Below are 22426 nucleotides of genomic sequence, written 5' to 3' on the forward strand. Positions count from 1 at the left end.
TTGTGCCCGCTGGGGGCCCACGTGTGCCGCTCGCGAAACTGCATTGCAAAGAGTTTCTATGTCTTTTGATTCCCTCGGCTTGTCCGAACCCCTGGTCCGCGCTGTACACGAACTCGGCTACACCACTCCGACTCCCATCCAGACGCAAGCGATTCCCGCTGTGCTGAACGGCGGCGATCTGCTCGCTGGCGCACAAACCGGCACCGGCAAGACGGCCGGTTTCACGCTGCCAATCCTGCAACGTCTCAATTCCATGCCGCCGCACTCATCCGCGTCTGGCAAGCGTGCAGTGCGCGCGCTGATCCTCACGCCTACGCGGGAACTGGCCGCGCAGGTCGAAGAAAGCGTGCGCGCTTACGGCAAGTATCTGAAGCTGAAGTCGACGGTGATGTTTGGCGGCGTCGGCATCAATCCGCAGATCGGTGCGCTCAGAAGCGGCGTGGACATCGTCGTCGCGACGCCTGGCCGATTGCTCGACCATATGCAGCAGAAGACCATCGACCTGTCGCATCTCGAGATTCTCGTGCTCGACGAGGCGGACCGTATGCTCGATATGGGCTTCATCCACGACATCAAACGCGTGCTGGCCAAGCTGCCGCCGAAGCGCCAGAACCTGCTCTTCTCGGCTACTTTCTCCGACGAGATCAAAACGCTCGCCGACAATCTGCTGGACTCGCCGGCGCTGATCGAAGTCGCGCGCCGCAACACGACCGCGGAAACAGTCGCACAGAAAATTCACCCGGTGGATCGCGACAAGAAGCGCGAGTTGCTCACGCACCTGATCAAGCAGCACAACTGGTTTCAAGTGCTGGTATTCACGCGCACCAAGCACGGCGCCAATCGCCTTGCTGAACAGTTGACCAAAGACGGCATCAGCGCGCTCGCGATTCACGGCAACAAGAGCCAGTCGGCTCGTACGCGTGCGCTTGCCGAGTTCAAGGACGGCACGCTGCAGGTGCTGGTCGCCACCGACATCGCCGCGCGCGGTATCGACATCGATCAGTTGCCGCACGTCGTGAATTTCGATCTGCCCAACGTGCCGGAAGATTACGTCCACCGGATCGGCCGCACCGGTCGCGCGGGTGCGACGGGCGAGGCAATTTCGCTGGTGTGCGTCGACGAACTGCAGTTGCTGAAGGACATTGAGAAGCTGATCAAGCGTCCGGTGCCGCAGGAAGTGATCGCCGGGTTCGAACCGGATCCGACCGCGAAGCCGGAACCGATTTTGCGCCGGGGCCAGGGCGGTGGCGGCGGCGGTCGTTCGCCGCGTCAAGGTCAAGGCGCTGCGAAGGCTGGCAACGGCGGTGCCGCCAAGCCAGCGCAGCGCTCGGGGCAACGCCCGGCGAACGGCCAGCAGCAGCCGAAGCCACAAGCCGCGAAGCCGGCCGGCAACGGTGGCCAGCCGCGCCGCGACGGTCAGCGTCAGGACGACCGTCCGCGCGCTGTTGCTCATGAAGGTAGCGGCGCGCAGCACGCGCCGCGCAAGCCGCAGAGCGGCAATCCGGGTGCATTGCTCGGCGGCGCAAAGTCGCGCAACGACTCGCCGCGCGGTGGCAATCCGGCGCGCAGCGGCCAGCGTGGTCGTTGAGGTTGGAGGTTGAGGCTGCGGGGTTGCCGGCTCTCAGCTAGGCCGCCGACTACCGCCGTCAAGCCCGGCAGCCAGCTCAGATGCCATCTAGCCTCACCATCAGCCGCCACGCGCAAAGCGCACTATACGGGCCAGAGGGCCCCAGAGCCCTCCTCGTCACCACGCAGCCAACACAGCCGCAGCACCGGCGCCAAGCCTCACCTCAGCCCCCCAACGCCGCAGCCCGTTTCAGCTGCTCGATCTGCCGCTCCCATCGGTCGAGCACCTTCTCCGCCCCTTCTTCCAGTTCAAACGTAATGCCGCTTGTCAGGCGCGCGTAGCGCACGCTTTGCGTTTCGCCTGAATCGATCGTGCAGCTCATATAGACGAGACCGCTGTCGTCGCCATCGGCGGGCGGCAGCGGCGCGACGAGCAACTGCACCTGATAAAACGCCTCTTCCAGGACGAAGCTCAATGCCGCCCGCCCGCTTTGCGCGATTGCGCGCGCCGCCCGGGCTTGCGGCCAGAGCGCGATACACAGCGTGCGCGAATCGGGCGCATACAACTCGCCAGCGCCGAGCAGCGATGTGCGGATATGCTGATTCGCATCGACGGTCAGCAGCGAGGCCGTGAACCCCGCTTTGCTCGCGAGCGACGAGCCGTCGAATAGCGCACGAACCGCGTCGGGCCATTCGTCGAATGCAGTCTGTTCGAGCGGGCGCTGGGGCAAGGAGGAATCGCTCATCGCATGGGTCCGGTTAAGAGGCAAGCCTCCATGATGCCCTGAAACACAAATGGCCCGCATAGGCGGGCCATCTTGTACGCCGGCGAATTGCCGGGGTTCGCACTACCGGTTAACGGAAAAACACATGCTGCGTGATCTTGGCGAGCGGGTAATGCACCCCAGGCTGAATTTTCGCCGGCAAATCGAGCGGTTTGAGCAGCATTTTCACGCACATGTCGGCGGAAAGATTACGCCGCACGAGCGCATTAATCCGCGCGGCCCGCTCGCGGTTGTAAGCCTGGTCGCGCACCCGCTCCGGATAACGAATCGCGAACACATGACGCAACGCGATTTCCGAGTCTTCGTTCTTGATCTCCATTACACGACGCATTAACGCGCCCAGAACCGCGAGCCGGCCATTGCCCTCGATCTTGTTGTACTTCTTGAAGTACTTGAAAAAGTGTTTGTAATGACGGACCTCGTCGGTACGAATGTTGTCGGTAATCTCCTTGAGCACCGGCTCGTCCGAACACTCGCCAATCGCGCGATACAGCGTGGCCGTACCTGTTTCGACGACGCACCGCGCCACCATTTCAAGCGCGCGGGTTTTTTCGAAATCTTCCACTGAACACGTTAGCGAATATTCGTCCATGAAATTACGGAACGCCGTGTCCCAATCGTATTCTGGCCACACGTAAGCGATATACGTTTTGAGGGCGCGGCCGTGTTGCATTTCCTCGGGCTCCCACTCGTTGTTGAGCCACGCGGAAACTTCCGGATCGCCGTCGAAAAACTTGCTCAGATTACTGGTGTAAAGATCGGTGCCGCTTTCAATAAATGAAGCGGCACACAGCAGCAATAACAGGTCTTCGTTCGCGACCGCTTTCTGGCGATCAATGCGCGTGAGGTCTATGTCCTCGATCCGCCAGGGCATGACATGGTTCAGCTCTGTGTGCATCGTGTCTTGCTCCGAAAGCTGTATCGACTCGTGGAGCATGCTTGGAACCGCTGCTATCGCGCTACCTCGCGTTGCGGTTCGCCGTGTCGGATACAGCGCCGTGAATTAGAGTTAACCCCTTGTGTCTGCATCTTAGCCGCTGTTTCGCAACTCTGCAGACAACCCAGCACTGACCGTACCGATCGGCCAGGGTTCCAATTTCACGATAGACGAAAGTTTCGGTGAGGCAAGCTCGATTGCACGGCGCACGAAAAAGCCAGCTCAACGAGCTGGCTTTGCTACGCAAAACGCGACAAACCGTGATTCGAAAGTTACGGGGTACGGATTCTTCGAGCCACCTGTCCAGCTACCTCTCGCACCCCGCTGCAAACGCGCCGACGGGCCTCAGAAGCCGGCTGCCAAACCGTCGCGGCGGCTGTCGCTGGCGGCCACGTAACCACGCTCCGGATCACTGCGATCGAGCTTCCAGATGTACTGGCCGGAACCGAAATCCATGTAAGGATCGTCGACGGATTTGATCGTGTGGCCGAGCTTCTGCAACCCTTCTGCCGTCTTTGCGTCGAGCGTCGATTCAATGTCGATCGTGAAGTCGCGGTTCACCTTCCAGCGCGGTGCGTCGCACGCGGCCTGCGGCTGCTGACCGTAGTCGAGCATGCGCACGACAGATTGCAAATGCCCCTGCGGCTGCATGTCGCCGCCCATCACGCCAAAGCTCATGACCGCTTCCTGCTGTCCGTTCACCTGCTGCGTGAGGAAGGCCGGGATGATGGTGTGGAACGGCCGCTTGCCGCCCTCCACCACATTGGGCGACTTCGGATCCATCGAAAATCCGCAGCCGCGGTTCTGCATGGAGATACCGGTATCCGGCACCACGATCCCCGATCCGAAGCCCATGTAGTTCGACTGAATGAAGCTGACCATCATGCCACGCTCGTCCGCCACCGACATGTAGATGGTGCCGCCCGCCTTCGGCATGCCGAAATCGAATTGCGTGGCGCGCTTGTGATCGATCAGCTTCGCACGCGACGCAAGATAGGCGTCGTCGAGCATCTGCTCCGGCGTCACTTCCATAGAACGCGGATCGGCAACGTAGCGATAGACGTCCGCAAACGCAAGTTTCATCGCCTCGATCTGGAGGTGCTGCGACTCTACGTTGTCGACCGTCAATTCCTTCACATCGAACTGTTCGAGGATGCCAAGTGCGATGAGCGCCGCGATGCCCTGCCCGTCGGCGGAATCTAGTGCACGGTGTACCCGCGATAGTCCTTGCCGATCGGCTCGACCCAATCCGCGCGATAGTTGCGCAAATCGTCGACGGTCAGCGCGCCGCCGCATTCACGCGAGAACGCCGCGATTCGCTCGGCAATCTCGCCTTCGCAGTACGCGCGCGGGCCTTGCTCCGCGAGCTTGCGCAGCGTCTTGCCATGGCCGGGAAAACGCACGAGTTCGCTCACTTCGGGCGCGCGTCCGCGAGGCATGAAGGTGGACGCGAACCCCGGCTGATCCTTCAATTCCGGAACGGCTGCAGCCCACTTATGGGCGACGATGCTGGCCACCGCGTGACCGCGCTCCGCAATTCCGATGGCGGAAAGGCGAAACGCGGACGGAACAGAAAATCTTCGATTGCAGCGCGAGCGGCGGCAAAACACAAATCCATTTATCGCATGGATAAACGCGCTGCCGCGCTGGATGCGTCGATGTGCGGCGCGTGCAGGCTTATGCATGTCGCACGACCTGGCAGACGACCCGCGCGATGGTCTTACAATACACGCACACTCGCATACGCATCCCGCCCACGCCGACTGCGGCAGGCCGATAACAACTCATCACCGAGACCCATGACCCGAGACCCCCGCCTCACTCTCAATGCCCGGCAACAGGAACTGCTGGAGTGGGTGCAACGCGACGGCTTCGTGACCGTGGACGACCTCGCAGCACACTTCGACGTGACACCGCAGACGATCCGCCGCGACGTCAACTGGCTCGCCGACATGAATCTGCTGCGTCGTTATCACGGCGGCGCGAGCCTGCCGACCAGTTCCGAGAACGTCTCGTACACCGCGCGACAGCGCATGTTCCATGACGAAAAAAGGCGCATCGCGGCGCTAGTGGCCACTCACATTCCCGACCAGGCGTCGCTCTTCATCAATCTCGGGACCACCACCGAGGAAGTCGCGCGCGCGCTCAACCGGCATCGCGGATTGCGCGTGATTACCAACAATCTGAACGTCGCGAGCATGATGAGCGGCTATCCCGACTGCGAAGTGCTGGTGACGGGCGGCATCGTACGACCGTGGGACAAGGGCATCGTGGGCGAACTGGCGATCGACTTCATCCGCCAGTTCAAGGTGGATTTCGCGATCATCGGCACCTCGAGCATCGAGCCCGACGGAACCCTGCGCGATTTCGATACGCGCGAAGTGCGCGTGGCGGAAGCCATCATTCACCACGCACGCACCGTTTTTCTGGCCGCCGACAGTTCGAAGTTCGGCCGTCCTGCGCTGGTTCGTCAGGGACATCTCGACCAGATCGACGCGCTCTTCACCGATGCCGCCCCGCCGCCTGACATGGCGGAGACGCTCACCGCCGCCAATTGCCAGGTGTACGTGGCCAGTTGACCAGGCAGTTGCGGACATGTTGCAGCGCACGCAAAACTTCAAGTGAAATCAAGGATTTGGCCGCGGCGAATAACCGCCTCTGTGGGGAGCGCTTGTCAAAGGGAAAATTTGCAGGGGCCAGTTTGGTGTTTAACGTTTGCTTGACTACACTCCAGTTCCCCGGCGTTCATTGCGTGCCCGCGTGCCGCTGGTGCTAAGTAAACCTGTCGTAGCTGCACCTCCCGCCCCATCTTTTTGCGGACCACCCGGCCATGGCTGTCGCCATGCATGCCAGTCGCCGTCGAGGCTGTCCGCGTTTGCTTGACATGGAGAGAAACGATGCTGAGTCCGCACGAATTCGCCACGTTGTTGCTCGTCAAGGACGCTCCCAATCAGGTGGACATGGAGCGAGAAGAACTCGACGCCCTCCTCGAACGCCAGCTCGTGCAACTGGAGCGGCTCGCCTCGGGCAATGAACAATGGCGTGTAACGGAATCCGGCGATAGCGCACTCCGAGCAATCAAACGCCTTTCCTGATAACAACCCGCGCATCGTCGGGCTGATTGCCGGTTCACGGCCGGTGCGGCTGCCAGCTCAGCCGCACGTACACGGCCAGCCCTCGAGCCGGCCAGGTCCGTTCTGTTTGTGTCAACGTGGGCGCCCGCAGCGGCGCCCACTTTCATTACTGCCGCGTCCTCCCGACCACTAAACCGCCGCGCCGCCTAACGAACAAACCTCAACCGCTGCGCAAGGTCGGATCCACTGCGGCGCGCCAGCTTATTGCTCGTGCGCGCTGCTCCGTAAAGAACGCAACCCACTGGTTGCGAATCTGCGGGTCGGTACTCGCCCCCTGGCTCGTGTAGCGCTGCGCGATTTCCGTCTGGAACGCGCAGTAATCTTCCTTCGACAACCGCCCGCGCCGGTTCGCCACATAAGCGTCGAACAACGTCGCATACACGCCTTGAGCGTCGTTGCCGTAATCGACCGTCTGGGCGCTGCACATCTGCTGCAACGACGCGAACGACGGCGCGCCCATCGTTCCGCTCAAGCTCGGCGAGGCGACGCACCCTGCGAGAAGCGCTGCCGCGCCCACCATGAAAAGTACACGCATGAAATCACCCTGAAATGGCTACTGGCAAGAGTATCGTCCGTGGCCGTGTGTTGCGCTACTGCCTTGGCCTTTCGATAGAGGCGCACGCCAAATGCGCGAACTTTACTTTTTCGAATATGTTCATTAAAGTTCGAAAACGAACACTATCGGTTCGATAGGTTTCGGACATAACTTTCGGACGAGTCAGGAGACGCAGCAGGTGACGCAAGGCACGAGATACGATTTGCTCGTCGTGGGCGGCGGGATCAACGGCGCAGGCATCGCACGCGACGCGGCGGGCCGAGGCCTGTCCGTGCTGCTGTGCGAGCAGGACGACCTGGCAGCGCATACGTCCTCGGCGAGTACCAAACTGATCCACGGCGGTTTGCGCTATCTGGAATACCGCGAGTTCGGACTGGTGCGCAAAGCGTTGCAGGAGCGGGAAACGTTGCTGCGCGCAGCGCCGCACATCATGTGGCCGCTGCGCTTCGTGATGCCGCACATGCCCGATCTGCGTCCCGCCTGGCTGATTCGCGCCGGTCTTTTCCTTTACGATCATCTCGCCCGGCGCGAACTGCTGCCCGGCTCGCGCGGCATCTTGATGCGCGATCATCGGGCCGGCGCGCCGCTCGTCGAATCGATCAAGCGCGGCTTTGTGTACTCCGACGGCTGGGTCAACGACGCTCGCCTAGTCGTGTTGAATGCGCTCGACGCCGCCGAGCACGGCGCGAAGATTCTCACGCGCACCAGGCTGCTGAGCGCCGTGCGCGCAGGCGGCGAATGGCGGGCGCAACTCAGGCGCGCGGACGGCACGACCGTCGACGTGCGAGCAGCGTCGATCGCGAACGCCGCCGGTCCGTGGGTCGGCGAACTGCTCCAGGGCGCGCTCGGCCGCGCGGCGTCGCACAGCGTGCGGCTCGTCAAGGGCAGCCACATCGTCACCCGGCGCCTGTTCGAACACGACCACGCGTACATCTTCCAGAATCCGGACAAGCGGATCATCTTCGCGATTCCGTACGAGCACGACTACACGCTGATCGGCACAACCGATCTCGAATATCGCGGCGACCCCGCGAAAGTGGCAATCAGCGCCGACGAAACGCAGTACCTGTGCGACTCGATCAATCGCTACTTCAAGCAGAAGATCTCCCCGGCCGACGTGCGCTGGACCTACTCGGGCGTGCGGCCGCTGCTCGAGGAAGAAGGCGCGGACAATCCGTCGGCGGTGACGCGCGACTATTCGCTCGAACTGGATGCGCCAGCGGGCGAAGCGCCGCTGTTGTCCGTGTTCGGCGGCAAGATCACGACCTTTCGCAAGCTCGCCGAAGAAGCCGTCGACAAGCTCGCGCCTGCTCTCGGCAGCGACGCGCCGTCGTGGACGGCCGGCGCGCCGTTGCCCGGCGGCGATATCCCGCAGGCAAACTTCGAGCGCTTTCTCGCTGGACTCAAGCAGCAGCACGCGTGGTTGCCGGCCGACCTCGCGCATCGTCTCGCCCGTGCTTACGGCACGCGCGTGAAGAACGTGATCGGCGACGCGCGATCGCTCGCCGGTCTCGGCCAGGCATTCGCGCCGGGTCTCTACGAGGCCGAACTGACGTATCTGCGCGACACCGAATGGGCACGCAGCGCGCACGACGTGCTATGGCGCCGCTCGAAGCTCGGTCTTCACGTCGAGCCGGGCACGCTCGACTCGATTACACGCGACATCGACGCATGGTTCGCTCGCCAACCCGAGCGACAGAGCGCCTGACCTGACGGAAGTCCGCGCGCTCGCAGCGTAAAAAAACCGTTTCACCCCGCGGCTGCATCGAGCCGGCTGCACCGACCCGAGCGGTCGCGGCCGCTTGGAACGACAAGCCGTTCCCGTCGCCGGTAAGCTGTTACGGCGATTCATAAAACGCATGGAGAAGAGACAATGCAGGATCAGTACATCCTCGCGCTTGACCAGGGCACCACCAGTTCACGCGCGATGCTGTTCGACCGCCTCGGCAACGTCGTGTCGACGGCACAAAAGGAGTTTGAGCAGATCTACCCGCGTCCGGGCTGGGTCGAGCACAACCCGCAGGAAATCTGGTCGACGCAGGCGGGCGTCGCTGCCGAAGCCGTGACGCGCGCCGGGATGAACGGCACGTCGATCGCCGCCATCGGCATTACGAATCAGCGCGAAACCACGATTGTCTGGGACCGCGAGACCGGCCATCCGATCTACAACGCTATCGTGTGGCAAGACCGCCGCACCGCCGACTTCTGCGACCAGCTCAAGGAACAAGGCCTCGAAGCCAAAGTTCGCGCGAAAACCGGCTTGCCGATCGACTCGTATTTTTCGGCGACCAAAATCCGCTGGATTCTCGATAACGTGGAAGGTGCACGCGAAAAAGCGAAGCAAGGCCGCCTCGCGTTCGGCACCGTCGACAGTTGGCTCGTGTGGAATTTCACCAAGGGCGGCCTGCATGTCACCGACGTGACCAACGCGTCGCGCACCATGCTCTTCAACATCCACACACTGAAGTGGGACGACGAACTGCTCGACGCACTCGACATTCCGCGCAGCATGCTGCCCGAAGTGCGTCCTTCGTCCGAAGTGTATGGGCCTACCAAGACCACCGTATTCGCCTCCAAGATTCCGCTCGCGGGCATTGCCGGCGATCAGCACGCCGCGCTCTTCGGCCAGATGTGCACCGAATCCGGCATGGTGAAGAACACCTACGGCACCGGCTGCTTCCTGGTGATGAACACCGGCGACAAGCCAATTGAATCGAAGAACAATCTCGTCACCACGATTGCATGGCAGATCGGCGATCAGATCAACTACGCGCTCGAAGGCAGCATCTTCATCGGCGGCGCGGTCGTGCAATGGCTGCGCGACGGTCTGGGCATCATCAAAAACGCGGCTGAGATCGAAACGTTGGCGCGCGGCGTGCCGCATTGCGACGGCGTCTATCTGGTGCCCGCGTTCGCCGGGCTCGGCGCGCCGCACTGGAATGCGCGTGCCCGCGGCACGCTGTTCGGCGTGACGCGCGGCACGACGTCGGCGCATATCGCTCGCGCCGCGCTCGATTCGATCGCGTATCAGTCGCTCGACGTTCTGAAGGCCATGGAAGCCGACTCCGGCATTCGCATCGGCGAATTGCGTGTGGACGGCGGCGCCTGCGCGAACAACCTGCTGATGCAGTTCCAGGCCGACATCCTCGGTGTGGACGCGGTTCGCCCCAAAGTGTCGGAAACCACTGCGTTGGGCGCGGCGTATCTGGCGGGCCTCGCGGTCGGCTACTGGAAAGATGTGGACGAACTGCAAAGCCAGTGGAAGCTCGACCGCCGCTTCACGCCCGCGCTCGAACAGGCGGATGTCGAGGAATGTCTCGACGGCTGGAAGCGCGCGATTCGCGCCGCCAAAGCGTGGGCCGACACACCTTGAGAGCGGTGTTCGCGATGGACGCGGCTAAGCGTTCGCCATGAGGCAAGTCCAACCCGGATGAACGCGGCCGCGACCCCAACGCGACGAAAGCGCGACCCGATCGCGACATAACCGCAACGAATCAACAAAAGCCAACGACGAGGCGGCAAACACCAGGCCACGAAACGCGACAAGGCCGCCCGTCTCGCGGTTTTCCTAACAACAATATTTCGGATACCCAACAATGTCACCATACATTGCGGAATTCATTGGCACGGCGCTCGTCGTGCTGCTCGGCGACGGTGCTGTCGCCAACGTGCTGCTCGCGCGCACCAAAGGCAAGGGCGCGGATCTGATCGTGATCGTGATGGGCTGGGCAATGGCCGTCTTCATCGCGGTCTACGTCACTGCATCGTACAGCGGCGCACATCTGAATCCGGTCGTGACGGTCAGTCTTGCGCTCGCGGGCAAGTTCGCGTGGGCCAAGGTCCCCGGCTACATCGCGGCGCAAATGCTCGGCGGGATGGCCGGCGCGCTGCTCGTGTGGGTCGCGTATCGCCAGCACTTCGCGAAAGAAGGCGACGCCGACGTCAAACTCGGCGTGTTCTGCACCGCGCCGGCGATTCGCAGCGTGCCTCACAACCTGCTGACCGAGATGATCGCAACCTTCGTGCTGATTCTCGGCGTGCTGTATCTGGCTTCGCCGCAAGTCGGTCTCGGTGCGCTCGACGCGCTGCCGGTCGGCCTGCTCGTGCTCGGCATCGGCATCTCGCTCGGTGGCCCGACCGGTTACGCGATGAGCCCTGCGCGCGATCTGTCGCCGCGTCTGATGCATGCGCTGCTGCCGATTCCCGGCAAGCGTGACAGCGACTGGCGCTATGCATGGATTCCGGTGTGCGGGCCGCTCGTCGGCGGCGCGGTGGCGGCGGCTCTTTATCTGTATCTGCATACGCGCTGATCTCGCCGCGCGTTGATGAACAGCTGACGCGCGCGAAAGTCGCGGGCGATCGAATCGGTGGAATGCAGCGAAAAGCGTCCGCGCGACGCGCGCCGCGTCAAAGCACGTATCATGGCGCTTTCACCCGGCGCGCGAGGGCTGGCCATTCCGGCCCACGCGCCCCCCGCTTTCCGTTCCTTCAGGCATGATCGACCATCTCATTTGCGACTGCGACGGCGTACTCGTCGACAGCGAAGTCATTGCTGACCGCGTCATGTTCGAGACGCTATCGGCGACTTTCCCCGGCCTCGACTTCGAACCCATCGTCAAGACGGCCTTTGGCCAGCAAACGTCGCGCTTTCTCGAAGGCATCGAGAAAGCGTTCGACATCGCTCTGCCGTCCGATTTCCTGAACACGATTGAACACAATGTCGAACTCGCGCTGGCCGCGTCGCTCAGTCCGATCAACGGTGTTCGAACTGCGCTGCAACGCGTGACGCTGCCGGCCGCGGTCGTGTCGAACAGCCGCATGGCGCGCGTGACGGCGTCAGTGCATCGCGCCGGCCTGCAGCAGATTTTCGGCGAGCGCATTTTCAGCGCCGAACAGGTCGCACGTCCCAAGCCTTTTCCCGATGTGTACCTGTTTGCTGCGCAGACGCTCGGCGTCGAGCCATCGCGATGCGTCGTCGTGGAAGACAGCGTGGCGGGTCTGAACGCGGCGCGCGCGGCGGGCATGAAGACGATCGCTTTCGTCGGCGCGAGCCATATTCCCGACGGCTACGCGGACGCGCTGCGCAAGATGGGCATGACGCGCATCATGAAACACATGGACGAATTGCCCGCGTTGCTCGAAGCGGGCGTGCGGGGAGAGTTCGGCGACGTGCAGTCGTAGCAGCCGCCTGCGCCAAAGGTCGCGCTCAAAAAGACAGGCCGACCGTATGCGGTCGGCCTCGTGCTTTGAGTACAACGTGCTGCAACAGAGCGGAAAGAGCCCGTCAGAGAGCAACGTCGATGAGCGCGTTGATTCAACGCGCCGCCCGAACTACGTCGCTGCGTTCACGCTTCCTGCTCGACGCATTCACGCGCCTCAGCCAACGCGCGACGGAACTCGGCCAACTCGGCAATCGTCAGCATCGGCAGATTGTGTTGTGCGGCAAAGCGTTCGACGTCCGCGCCGCGCGTCATCGTGCCGTCGGCGTTCATCAATTCGCACAGTACGCCGGCCGGCTTCAGGCCCGCGAGAATCGCGAGATCCACCGTGCCCTCCGTATGTCCGCGCCGCGCAAGCACGCCGCCAGGCATCGCACGCAACGGAAACACGTGGCCGGGGCTCACGATGTCGCCGGGCTTCGCCGCATCGGCAATGGCGGCGCGAATGGTCGTCACGCGGTCGAGTGCGGACACGCCGGTCGTCACGCCTTCGCGAGCTTCGATCGAAACCGTGAACGCCGTGCCATGACGGCTCTCGTTGTTGGCGACCATCGGCGGAAGTTCGAGCGCGCGAATCTTCTCGTCGGGCAGGCACAGGCAGACGATCCCGCTGCATTCGCGAATCAGCAGCGCCATTGTTTCGACGGAAAGACGCTCGGCGGATACGATCAGGTCGGCCTCGTTCTCGCGGTCGTCGTCGTCTTGGAGCACGACGGCGCGGCCGTCGCGCATTGCTTGCAGCGCGGCGGCGATACGCGGCGGAACGGATTCGGTGTCGAGCAGCGGGAGATCGGCGAATGCATCGTCCGCAATCGTCGACGGGGCAGGAAAAGTAGCAAAGGACATGTTGAAACGCTCATCGCAAAAGTGGGGCGAAAAACGTTTCAGGGCATTGCAAACAGACAAAGACGCGCCGCGAACCGCCTCTGCATAGTCGAGGCGGTGTTCATGCGCCGCCCGAACCTGCGAGCGGCGCCACGGAGACGAACATGACTATCTGCACATCTTCTTCCATCCGGACTATGACCGTCGGCTCTGGTTTCTCACCAGATCTGCTGACCCCGCGGCGGCTTCCGGTTCGCTGAAAGCCAGACTAATGCGGGCGCTCGCGGGCTCGCCGGCTCACGCTCTCGCGTTGCCGGCATACCGCCGGTGGGGAATTTCACCCCGCCCTGAAGACGCACTGATTGCCGGATAACCGGCGGGCCAAGCATACAACAGTCGCGCGCGAACTGCAGTGCAACCCTACTGCGCAACGGGATTCGCGGTGAGCGCCGTGCTCACCCATATTTCTGACTTCGAGACGCTGACCAGCGAGCCGACGCGCCGCCCTGCGTTCGATCAAACCGGCGCGGCTTCGCGCGCCGTGTCCGACTGCGAGGGCACGTCCCAACGCGGCGGCGTCTCGGCCTTCAACGTTACGCGAAACGCGCGCGCCTCGGTGTCGCCGGGATTGCGCAGGCTATGCGGCTGATCGGCGTCGAACACGATCGCGTCGCCCGTGGCCAGCAACTGACGTTGATCGTGCACGCTCACCTCGAGCGTGCCCTCACTGACGACGAGGTTCACCGTCGTGCCCGGCGCGCGACGTGTGCCGGGTTCCGTGTGCAACGGCGCGATGCGCAACTCGTGGAATTCGGCGGCGGTCGGTTCGGCATCGGGATAGAGCGGACGAGCCGAAAAGCGTCCGTTGGAACTGACCACGCGCGACGAGCGCTCCGCCGGCAAGTGTTCGAAGCCGTTGGTCGCGTGACGTCGCAGGAATGCCGCGACCGACACTTTCAACGCGGCCGCCACCTTGCAGAGCACCTTGATCGACGGCACGCTGCGCGCCGACTCGATCTGCGCGAGCATGGCGCGCGACACGCCGGATGCGCGTGCAAGAGCATCGAGCGACAACTGGCGCTCGGCGCGCAAGCGCGCGAGATTCACGCCGACCAGATGTTCGAGTGCATCGAAGGGTTCAGCGGCACGCGGCGGCGCATCGGTATCAGCGGTTGGATCGCGAACCAGCGCAAGCGGGGAATGCATGATTGCCTCCAGAAGCGCCGCCGGACGGCGGGCAAGCAGTTAGTGGAAGCAAGATAGCATCGCGCCCCGCCGTGCCCAACGAAGTTATCTTCACACTGTTATCAGCATTGCGGAGGACGTTTCTCGCAAAGCTTGTGCGGATTTTTCATATGGGCGCGGCTTCGCTTTTCGTCAGAGCGCGCCCATACAGGTCAGCCAACGGCGCTTGCACAGCCGGAGCACTCAAGCCCGCTCGCGCACTTCCATGTCGCGTCGATTGACCGGCTGCGGCACCGGCCGATCCATGCGCGATGCCAACCAGGTCAGCAATAGAGCAACGACGCTCACGGCCGCGGCAACCCATGGCAACGTATCGAGCGAATGGCCGTGATCGATCACGAGACCTCCGAGCCACGCGCCGCCCGCATTGCCGACATTGAACGCGCCGATGTTTAACGTCGACGCGAGATTAGGCGCCTTGGCGGCCTTCTCGACCACGCGCATCTGCAACGGCGGCACGGTCGCGAAGGCGGCAATGCCCCACACGAACACCGTGATCGCCGCGGCCACCGGCGAATGACTGGTACGCGCGAAAATCGCCATCACGATCGCCAGCGCAGCGAGAATGCCCATCAACGAGGGCATCAGCGCACGGTCCGCGAGTTTGCCGCCGACCGTGTTGCCGATCGTCAGCCCCACGCCGAACAGCACCAGGATCAGCGTGACGGCACGCGGCGAGAAGCCGCTCACCTGCTCCAGAATCGGCGCGATATACGTGAACACGACGAACACGCCGCCGAAGCCGAGCACCGTCATCGCAAGCGCGGTCCAGACTTGCGGGTCCTTCAGCACGCGCACTTCATGACCGAGACCGGCAGGACCCGAATCGTGGCGATTCGGCACGAGTGCCGTCACGCCTGCGAGCGATAGCACGCCGAAACCGCTGACGATCCAGAAGGCCGCGCGCCAGCCAAACTCCTGACCTACGAAAGTACCGAACGGAACGCCGAGCACGTTGGCAAGCGTGAGGCCGGTGAACATCAGCGCAATTGCGCTCGCGCGCTTCTCGAGCGGCACGAGCGACGCGGCCACCACTGCGCCAATGCCGAAAAACGAGCCGTGCGCGAACGACGTCACCACGCGCGCGATCATCAGCACGGAATAGTCCGACGCAATCGCACACAACGTATTGCCGACGATGAAAACGCCCATCAGCAATTGCAACGCGAGCTTGCGCGGCATCCGGCTCGTGACGACGGCAAGCAGCGGCGCGCCGACCGCGACGCCGAGCGCATACCCGCTCACCAGCAATCCCGCCGACGGAATCGACACCGAGAGATCGCGCGCGACCTCGGGCAGCAAGCCCATGATGACGAACTCGGTCGTCCCGATAGCGAAGGCGCTGATCGCGAGCGCGAGTAATGGAATTGGCACTGTTGTTCTCCAGGTTCTACGGTTGAGCGTGATGCAGCGCCGTCACGAACTCGACGACGACACTGGGCGCGAGCGCCACAAAAATCTGCATGGCGGCTTCTTGCGGGCCCATCGGCGGCACTTGCGCCGTCCGATAGTCGACGCCGGTTGCCTGCAGGCGCGCGAGCAGCGCCTGCCACTCGGCGGCGCTTTCCAGACGGAATGCAATGTGATCGATGCGCGGCGCGGCTCTCATGGAGGTGTCCGGCACCGTGCTCTCGACCAGATGGATCACCGGGCTGCCGTTGGCATACAGCCAGTAGCCGTCGACGGAAAACGCCGGACGGGCGCCTTGCGTCAACCCGACTACATCGACGAAGAAATGCCGGGCCGTGTCGAGATCGGCTGTGACGATAGTCGCGTGATCGAGTTGCATGGCTTCGGCCGGCTGACTGCGCCGCATCGGTTTTCGAGGCTTGCATTGTGAACGCGACGCGTCAATTTGATAATTGGCGTAGCATTTGAAGCATTTTCAAATGCGATTTGAAGAATGCAATGGATAACCTTGGCGACATTCGTCTCTTCGTAGAGGCCGCACAGCACGGCAGTCTCTCCGCGGCGGGCCGCAAAATGGGGCTGACACCGGCCGCTGCGAGCGCGCGCCTCGCGAAACTCGAAGCCGGCCTGAAAGCGCGCCTGTTCGAGCGCACCACCCGGCAGTTGCGACTCACCGACGAAGGCCGCCTCTACCTGAACTGCTGCCGCCAGGCGCTGCAATCGCTAGACGACGCAAAAGCCGCGCTGCAAGCGGGGCAAGGGGTGGTGCGCGGCAAGGTGCGCGTCTCGGCGACGTCGGACTTCGGCCGCAATCTGCTGATGCACTGGCTCGACGAGTTCAACGCGCTCTACCCGGAGGTCACGTTCGCCCTGACGCTGTCGGACTCGCTGTCGAACCTGGTGCAGGAGGACATCGATCTCGCGATCCGTTTCGGCGTGCCGCAAGACAGCTCGCTGGTCGCGCGCAAGCTGGCGCCCAACCGGCGCGTGCTGTGCGCATCGCCAGAATACATCGCACGCAAGGGCGAGCCCAAAGACCCATACGATCTCGCCAATTTCGATTGCATCGTGCTCAGCACCGGCTCAGGTCCCGTGAACGAGTGGCGCTTCACGCGCGGCGACGAAGTGCAGCAGTACACCGTGCCGTTCGAAACCGCGCGCGAGACCAACGACGGCGCCGTCGCCCGCGAATGGGCGCTGCGCGGCTACGGCATCGCAATCAAGTCGATGTGGGACGTGCAAGCGGATCTGCGCGCCGACGGCCTGAAAATTCTGCTGCCCGAGTGGCGCTATCCCGACGCGCCGCTGCACGCGCTCTATCACCGTAACCGTTTCATGGCGCCGCGCGTGCGCGTTCTGCTGGATTTCCTGAGCGAGCGCTTCGCGCAAGTGTCCGACGAACTGGAAAGCCTGCTGGGCTTGCCGCCCGACGTGCCCCAACCCGTGCCGCGGGCCGGAACGGGCGGACAAACCGTATCCGGCGAAGGGCTATAATGTTGCGTTACGCTGCGAGCGTGCGCGGCAAGCGGCTAGACATGACTGGGATTACGGTCCCTGCCCGCCCAAGTGCGCTGAAAGTGCCGGCCGTTTCGAGGCCTCGCGCACGTTTTCGCATCTCCTTGACCCCTAATACGACGCCCCCAGATTAACCACTGCGACCGGCGAAATTCGATGACCAAGAAAGTTTATGTAAAGACCTTTGGCTGCCAGATGAACGAGTACGACTCCGACAAGATGGTCGACGTACTGGGCGCGGCTGAAGGGCTCATCAAGACGGACACGCCGGAAGACGCGGACGTCATTCTGTTCAACACCTGCTCGGTACGCGAGAAAGCTCAGGAAAAAGTCTTCTCCGACCTCGGCCGTGTCCGCGAACTGAAAGAAGCGAACCCGAACCTGATTATCGGCGTGGGCGGCTGCGTGGCGAGTCAGGAAGGCGCGTCGATCGTAGCGCGCGCGCCGTACGTCGATCTGGTGTTCGGACCGCAAACGCTGCACCGTCTGCCGCAAATGATCGACAAGCGCCGCGAAAGCGGCCGCGCGCAGGTCGACATTACTTTCCCGGAAATCGAAAAGTTCGACCATTTGCCGCCGGCTCGCGTCGACGGTCCGAGCGCGTTCGTGTCGATCATGGAAGGCTGCAGCAAGTACTGCAGCTATTGCGTCGTGCCGTACACGCGCGGCGAAGAAGTATCGCGTCCGCTTGACGACGTGCTCACCGAAATTGCCGGCCTCGCCGACCAGGGCGTGCGCGAAGTCACGCTGCTCGGTCAGAACGTGAACGCCTATCGTGGCGCGCTCACGCTGGGTTCGTCGGAGATCGCCGACTTTGCGACGCTGATCGAATACGTTGCGGATATTCCGGGAATCGAGCGGATTCGCTATACCACGTCGCATCCGAAGGAATTCACGCAGCGCCTGATCGACACCTACGCGAAGGTGCCCAAGCTCGTGAGTCACCTGCATCTGCCGGTGCAGCACGGCTCCGACCGGATTCTCATGGCGATGAAGCGCGGCTACACCGTGCTCGAATACAAGTCTGTGATTCGCAAATTGCGCGCTATCCGCCCGGACCTTTCGCTTTCCACGGACATGATCGTCGGCTTCCCCGGCGAGACGGAAGAAGATTTCGACAAGATGATGGCGCTCGTGCACGAGATGAAGTACGACACGAGCTTCTCGTTCATCTACAGTCCGCGCCCGGGCACGCCGGCTGCAAATCTGCACGACGACACGCCGCGCGAAGTGAAGCTGCGTCGCCTGCAACATCTGCAAGCCACGATCGAAGAAAACGTGCAGCGAATCAGCGATTCGATGGTCGGCAAGGTGGAGCGCATTCTGGTCGAACGCCCGGCGCGTAAGGATCCGAACGAACTTGCGGGCCGCACCGAGAACAACCGCGTAGTGAATTTCCCCGCGCCGTTGGCTTCGCATGCGCGGCTGACCGGTCAGATGGTCGACGTGAAAATCGTCAAAGCGTACCCACATTCACTGCGTGGGGAGCTCGTGCTGGTGCACGACAATGCAGCGGACAACGCAAGCGCTGTCACGCATTGACCGACTGACAACTGACAGAGCGGCGCGGCCGGGCCGCGCCACGCACCGCCCGACGCACCCGAGTACTGAAACCGACAGGATCGAATCACCGCCTTGAAAACCACTCAGCCGCATCTGGAATTCACCGCTCCGCGCGACGACAATGCGCGGCTCGCCAACCTCTGCGGACCGCTCGACGAAAATCTGCGGCAAATCGAGCAGGCGCTCGACGTGACGCTGCAACGCCGCGGACATCGCATTACGATTCGCGGGCGCGGCGCCAAGCTTGCGCTTACCGCTCTCGAAAACTTCTACAACAACGCGCGCGAGCCGCTGTCGGTCGACGACATTCAGCTTGCGCTCGTCGAAGTGCGCCACCCGGCACGGCATCGCACCAACGGCAATGGCAATGGGAATGGCGACGAAGCGGGCGAGCCGGGCTTTCCCGGCAATCCCGACCATCCGTTCGACCAGCCCGCCGACAGCGACGAAGACGACCTCGAAGAACTCGGTCCGAAACTGTACACACGGCGCGCCGATCTGCGCGGCCGCACGCCGGCGCAGCGCGAGTATCTGAAGCAGATCATTTCTCACGACGTCACGTTCGGCGTCGGTCCGGCCGGCACGGGCAAGACCTATCTCGCGGTCGCCTGCGCGGTTGACGCGCTCGAACGCGATCAGGTCAAGCGCATCGTCCTCACGCGCCCGGCCGTCGAAGCGGGCGAGCGTCTCGGCTTTCTGCCGGGCGATCTCGCGCAGAAGGTCGATCCGTATCTGCGTCCGCTGTACGACGCGCTCTACGATCTGCTGGGCTTCGACAAAACCGCCAAGATGTTCGAGCGGCAAATGATCGAAATCGCGCCGCTCGCGTACATGCGCGGCCGCACGCTGAATCACGCGTTCATCATTCTCGACGAAGCGCAGAACACCACGCCCGAGCAGATGAAGATGTTTCTCACGCGGATCGGCTTCGGCTCGAAGGCCGTGGTGACCGGCGACACGACTCAGGTCGACTTGCCGCGCGGGCACAAGAGCGGGCTCATCGAAGCGCAGCAGGTTCTGTCCGACGTGCGCGGCATTGCGCTCACGCGCTTCACCAGCGCGGACGTGGTGCGGCATCCGCTCGTCGCACGAATTGTCGAGGCGTACGACGCGCATTCGCAGAAGACTGCCAACCCGGCGGATTCGCGTTAATGCGGCTCGACGCAACCGATAATCCGCTGAATGCGCGGCCCACGGACCGGCTGTGTTCCGCGCCTCGCTTCACGCATCACTTCCAACCAGCATGAGCCGCGCCCCTAAACTGATGCTCAACCTGCAATTCCCCGCGGCCAAGGCGTGGCCCGAGCACAAGGCGCTGCTGCCTCGCGCCACCGTGGCCAGCTGGGTCAAGGCCGCGCTTTTCGCGGACGGCGAGTTGACCGTGCGTTTCGTCGACGCGGAAGAAGGCCGGACGTTGAACCGCACGTATCGCGGCAAGGATTATTCGACCAACGTGCTGACTTTCGCGTACGCGGAGTCGGCAGACGATCCGGTGACGGGCGATCTGATCCTCTGCTGCCCCGTCGTCGAGAAAGAAGCCGCCGAGCAGGGCAAACCGCTCCTTGCGCACTACGCGCATCTGCTCGTGCACGGCACGCTTCACGCTCAAGGCTACGACCACGAAGTCGAGGAAGAAGCCGAGGAAATGGAAGCGATCGAAACCGAGATTCTCGGCAAGCTCGGCTTTCCCGACCCTTATCGCTAACCGTCGCCCGGACCGAACCGTGAGCTCATTCTCCCCTGACGCCGACACCCGAACGCCCTGCCCGGACTATCCTCCCGCGCTCGGCGAGTCGCGGCTGCTGACGGACGAGGAGTTGCGCGCGTCGCTCGAATGCACGCTGCGCGACTGGGACCGACAGAGCGACTTATGGCTTTTCGGCTATGGCTCGCTGATCTGGAATCCCGGTCTGCCCACCGTCGAAGCCACGCGCTCGAAGGTGCACGGTTATCACCGGGGCCTGTATCTCTGGTCGCGCGTGAATCGCGGCACGCCGGAACAGCCGGGCCTCGTGCTCGCGCTCGATCGCGGCGGCTCCTGCACGGGCATTGCGTTTCGTCTCGCGGCGCAAGGCGCCATGCCGCATCTGGAAGCGCTGTGGCGCCGCGAGATGGCGATGGGCTCGTACCGGCCGGCATGGCTGCCGTGCGTGCTCGCCGACGGCCGGCGCGTCGACGCACTCGCGTTCGTCATGCGCCGCGACGTGCCGAGTTACACCGGCAAGCTGGGCGACGAAATTGTCAAAACCGTGTTCGGCTGCGCACGCGGCCGCTACGGCACGACACTCGACTACGTGAGCCGCACGGTTCACGCGCTGCGCGAAAGCGGCATGCCGGACCGGGCGCTGGAAGCGCTACTCCAGCGTTGTCAGGCCGGCAATGACGAGCCCGCGTCTGCCGGCGCTGAGGTGCGCGGGCAGACGCAAGCGGGTAAGTGAGGCTCAACAAAGCGTCAGAAAGCGCTAGTTGAGCGCCGCGCCGTTTTTTGTTCCGAAACGCTTTTCACCCGGTAATCAGTTAGGATTGACCCATGGCCCGCGCCTTGCGGCGCAACGGTGTCAGCCCGGTTTCATTCATCGCCAGGTGCGGCGGGACACGGTCCTGCCATGTGCCTGGTGTATCCTTAATGCTCTGCAACAGCGCGCCCAGTCTTGCCGGGCGCACTACCATGAACGACACGTATCCCAGTCGACGCCACACCGACAAACCGCAGGAAAAACGCTCGCTGCTCGAGCGTCTTACCGATTTCATCTCGCCCGAGCCCGACTCGCGCGCCGAACTTCTGGAAATTCTGCAGGACGCGCACGAGCGCAACCTGATCGACGCCGACTCGCTGTCGATGATCGAAGGCGTATTCCAGGTCACCGAACTCAGTGCACGCGACATCATGGTGCCGCGCGCGCAAATGGACGCGATCAACATCGCGGACAATCCCGCCGAATTCATCCCTTACGTGCTGGAAAAAGCGCATTCGCGCTATCCGGTTTATGAGGGCAATCGCGACAACATCATCGGCGTGCTGCTGGCGAAAGACCTGCTGCGTTACTACGCGGAAGAAGAGTTCGATGTGCGCGGCATGTTGCGCCCCGCTGTCTTTATCCCCGAATCGAAGCGGCTGAATGTGTTGCTGCACGATTTCCGGGTGAATCGCAATCACCTCGCGGTGGTGGTCGACGAATACGGCGGCGTAGCCGGTCTCATCACCATCGAGGACGTGCTGGAACAGATCGTCGGCGATATTGAAGACGAATACGATTTCGACGAAGAGAGCGGCAACATCATCGCCTCGCCGGACGGACGCTTCCGTGTGCGGGCGCTGACCGAAATCGAGCAGTTCAACGAGGCATTCGGCACACACTACTCGGACGAAGAAGTCGATACGATCGGCGGACTCGTCACGCATCACTTCGGGCGCGTCCCGCATCGCGGCGAGAAGGTTCGTATCGACGATCTCATTTTCGAGATTCTGCGCGGCGACGCCCGCCAGGTTCACATGCTGCTCGTGCGGCGCGATCCGCTTGCCGGTCAGCGCGAGCGCGAAGCGCAGCACGTGCAGACCTGAGCGGCCCGGCTGCTCCCGCTTCAAGCCGCGATGCCCAGCCGCCGATGCCCACCCGCCGGCTCCGCGGCCTGACTTTTCAATTTGCCACTCCTCACGCCGACCGCGCAAC

General features: G+C 63.0%; 20 protein-coding genes, 1 pseudogene and 1 riboswitch. Of the genes and pseudogenes, 13 read left to right on the plus strand and 8 right to left on the minus strand.

All coding sequences use genetic code 11. The features are described 5' to 3' along the window. Window positions 1-58: 58 nt before the first annotated feature. Entirely contained in the window at window positions 59-1588 is a 1530-nt protein-coding gene (locus SB753_RS14740; RefSeq protein ID WP_410800503.1) for a DEAD/DEAH box helicase, read from the plus strand. A gap of 202 nt (window positions 1589-1790) precedes the next feature. Here SB753_RS14740 and SB753_RS14745 read toward each other — a convergent pair whose 3' ends face one another. From SB753_RS14745 to SB753_RS14755, 3 genes and pseudogenes are all read right to left on the minus strand, one after another. Continuing rightward, window positions 1791-2312, minus strand: a complete 522-nt coding sequence (locus tag SB753_RS14745) for a hypothetical protein (protein ID WP_410800504.1) — start codon at window positions 2310-2312, stop codon at window positions 1791-1793. A gap of 109 nt (window positions 2313-2421) precedes the next feature. Then, window positions 2422-3249: a ferritin-like domain-containing protein gene (locus SB753_RS14750; protein ID WP_027804831.1), complete on the minus strand. Its 828-nt coding sequence runs from the start codon at window positions 3247-3249 to the stop codon at window positions 2422-2424. A 384-nt stretch (window positions 3250-3633) separates the two neighbouring features. Then, window positions 3634-4835, minus strand: a pseudogene (locus SB753_RS14755) (gamma-glutamyltransferase family protein); the annotation flags it as partial. Between the two features lie 252 nt (window positions 4836-5087). Between SB753_RS14755 and SB753_RS14760 the strand changes: the two are divergent. Further along, the gene (locus tag SB753_RS14760; RefSeq protein WP_027804832.1) at window positions 5088-5867 is read left to right on the plus strand and encodes a DeoR/GlpR family DNA-binding transcription regulator; all 780 of its coding nucleotides are present in this window, start codon (window positions 5088-5090) and stop codon (window positions 5865-5867) included. A 318-nt stretch (window positions 5868-6185) separates the two neighbouring features. Further along, window positions 6186-6383 carry a hypothetical protein gene (locus SB753_RS14765; RefSeq protein ID WP_006049938.1) on the plus strand — a complete coding sequence of 66 codons (198 nt, stop codon included), beginning with the start codon at window positions 6186-6188 and terminating at the stop codon, window positions 6381-6383. A gap of 199 nt (window positions 6384-6582) precedes the next feature. Here the strand turns inward: SB753_RS14765 and SB753_RS14770 are convergent, their stop codons facing one another. Continuing rightward, a complete protein-coding gene (locus tag SB753_RS14770; protein ID WP_027778850.1) occupies window positions 6583-6957 on the minus strand; it encodes a hypothetical protein in 375 nt (124 codons plus the stop codon). A 199-nt stretch (window positions 6958-7156) separates the two neighbouring features. Between SB753_RS14770 and glpD the strand changes: the two genes are divergently transcribed. From glpD to SB753_RS14790, 4 genes are all read left to right on the plus strand, one after another. Further along, entirely contained in the window at window positions 7157-8686 is a 1530-nt protein-coding gene (glpD, locus tag SB753_RS14775) for a glycerol-3-phosphate dehydrogenase (RefSeq protein ID WP_410800505.1), read from the plus strand. Window positions 8687-8851: 165 nt separating this feature from the next. After that, entirely contained in the window at window positions 8852-10351 is a 1500-nt protein-coding gene (gene glpK, locus SB753_RS14780; protein WP_027778848.1) for a glycerol kinase GlpK, read from the plus strand. A 223-nt stretch (window positions 10352-10574) separates the two neighbouring features. After that, the gene (locus tag SB753_RS14785; RefSeq protein WP_027778847.1) at window positions 10575-11288 is read left to right on the plus strand and encodes an MIP/aquaporin family protein; all 714 of its coding nucleotides are present in this window, start codon (window positions 10575-10577) and stop codon (window positions 11286-11288) included. A gap of 184 nt (window positions 11289-11472) precedes the next feature. After that, window positions 11473-12159: an HAD family hydrolase gene (locus SB753_RS14790; RefSeq protein ID WP_410800506.1), complete on the plus strand. Its 687-nt coding sequence runs from the start codon at window positions 11473-11475 to the stop codon at window positions 12157-12159. A 164-nt stretch (window positions 12160-12323) separates the two neighbouring features. Here SB753_RS14790 and ribB read toward each other — a convergent pair whose 3' ends face one another. The 4 genes from ribB to SB753_RS14810 all read right to left on the minus strand — a co-directional run bounded on the left by ribB (window position 12324) and on the right by SB753_RS14810 (window position 16056). After that, window positions 12324-13043, minus strand: a complete 720-nt coding sequence (ribB, locus tag SB753_RS14795) for a 3,4-dihydroxy-2-butanone-4-phosphate synthase (RefSeq protein WP_408416105.1) — start codon at window positions 13041-13043, stop codon at window positions 12324-12326. 153 nt (window positions 13044-13196) lie between these two features. Continuing rightward, window positions 13197-13381, minus strand: a riboswitch (FMN riboswitch). A gap of 157 nt (window positions 13382-13538) precedes the next feature. Further along, window positions 13539-14228, minus strand: coding sequence for an XRE family transcriptional regulator (locus SB753_RS14800; RefSeq protein WP_204522417.1), 690 nt, complete (start codon window positions 14226-14228; stop codon window positions 13539-13541). A 222-nt stretch (window positions 14229-14450) separates the two neighbouring features. Continuing rightward, on the minus strand, window positions 14451-15641 hold the full coding sequence (locus SB753_RS14805; RefSeq protein WP_410800507.1) for an MFS transporter: 1191 nt from the start codon (window positions 15639-15641) through the stop codon (window positions 14451-14453). 16 nt (window positions 15642-15657) lie between these two features. Next, entirely contained in the window at window positions 15658-16056 is a 399-nt protein-coding gene (locus SB753_RS14810) for a VOC family protein (protein WP_408131641.1), read from the minus strand. Window positions 16057-16175: 119 nt separating this feature from the next. On the opposite strand from SB753_RS14810, the gene SB753_RS14815 reads away from it, so the two are divergent. The 6 genes from SB753_RS14815 (at window position 16176) to SB753_RS14840 (ending at window position 22317) form a co-directional block, all read left to right on the plus strand. Continuing rightward, window positions 16176-17171 carry a LysR family transcriptional regulator gene (locus SB753_RS14815; protein WP_408131642.1) on the plus strand — a complete coding sequence of 332 codons (996 nt, stop codon included), beginning with the start codon at window positions 16176-16178 and terminating at the stop codon, window positions 17169-17171. 177 nt (window positions 17172-17348) lie between these two features. Then, a complete protein-coding gene (miaB, locus tag SB753_RS14820) occupies window positions 17349-18734 on the plus strand; it encodes a tRNA (N6-isopentenyl adenosine(37)-C2)-methylthiotransferase MiaB (protein ID WP_020069282.1) in 1386 nt (461 codons plus the stop codon). Window positions 18735-18827: 93 nt separating this feature from the next. Beyond that, window positions 18828-19907 (plus strand): PhoH family protein, encoded by a 1080-nt coding sequence (locus SB753_RS14825; RefSeq protein WP_087752501.1) that lies wholly within the window; start codon window positions 18828-18830, stop codon window positions 19905-19907. A gap of 91 nt (window positions 19908-19998) precedes the next feature. Beyond that, window positions 19999-20460: an rRNA maturation RNase YbeY gene (gene ybeY, locus SB753_RS14830; protein ID WP_310352887.1), complete on the plus strand. Its 462-nt coding sequence runs from the start codon at window positions 19999-20001 to the stop codon at window positions 20458-20460. A 19-nt stretch (window positions 20461-20479) separates the two neighbouring features. Next, complete coding sequence (locus SB753_RS14835; RefSeq protein ID WP_408165666.1) at window positions 20480-21193, plus strand: gamma-glutamylcyclotransferase; 714 nt, start codon at window positions 20480-20482, stop codon at window positions 21191-21193. Between the two features lie 230 nt (window positions 21194-21423). Next, window positions 21424-22317, plus strand: coding sequence for an HlyC/CorC family transporter (locus tag SB753_RS14840; RefSeq protein ID WP_020069287.1), 894 nt, complete (start codon window positions 21424-21426; stop codon window positions 22315-22317). Window positions 22318-22426: the final 109 nt, after the last annotated feature.

The organism is Paraburkholderia sp. SIMBA_053, from assembly GCF_046534895.1.
Taxonomy (GTDB): Bacteria; Pseudomonadota; Gammaproteobacteria; order Burkholderiales; family Burkholderiaceae; genus Paraburkholderia; species Paraburkholderia caledonica.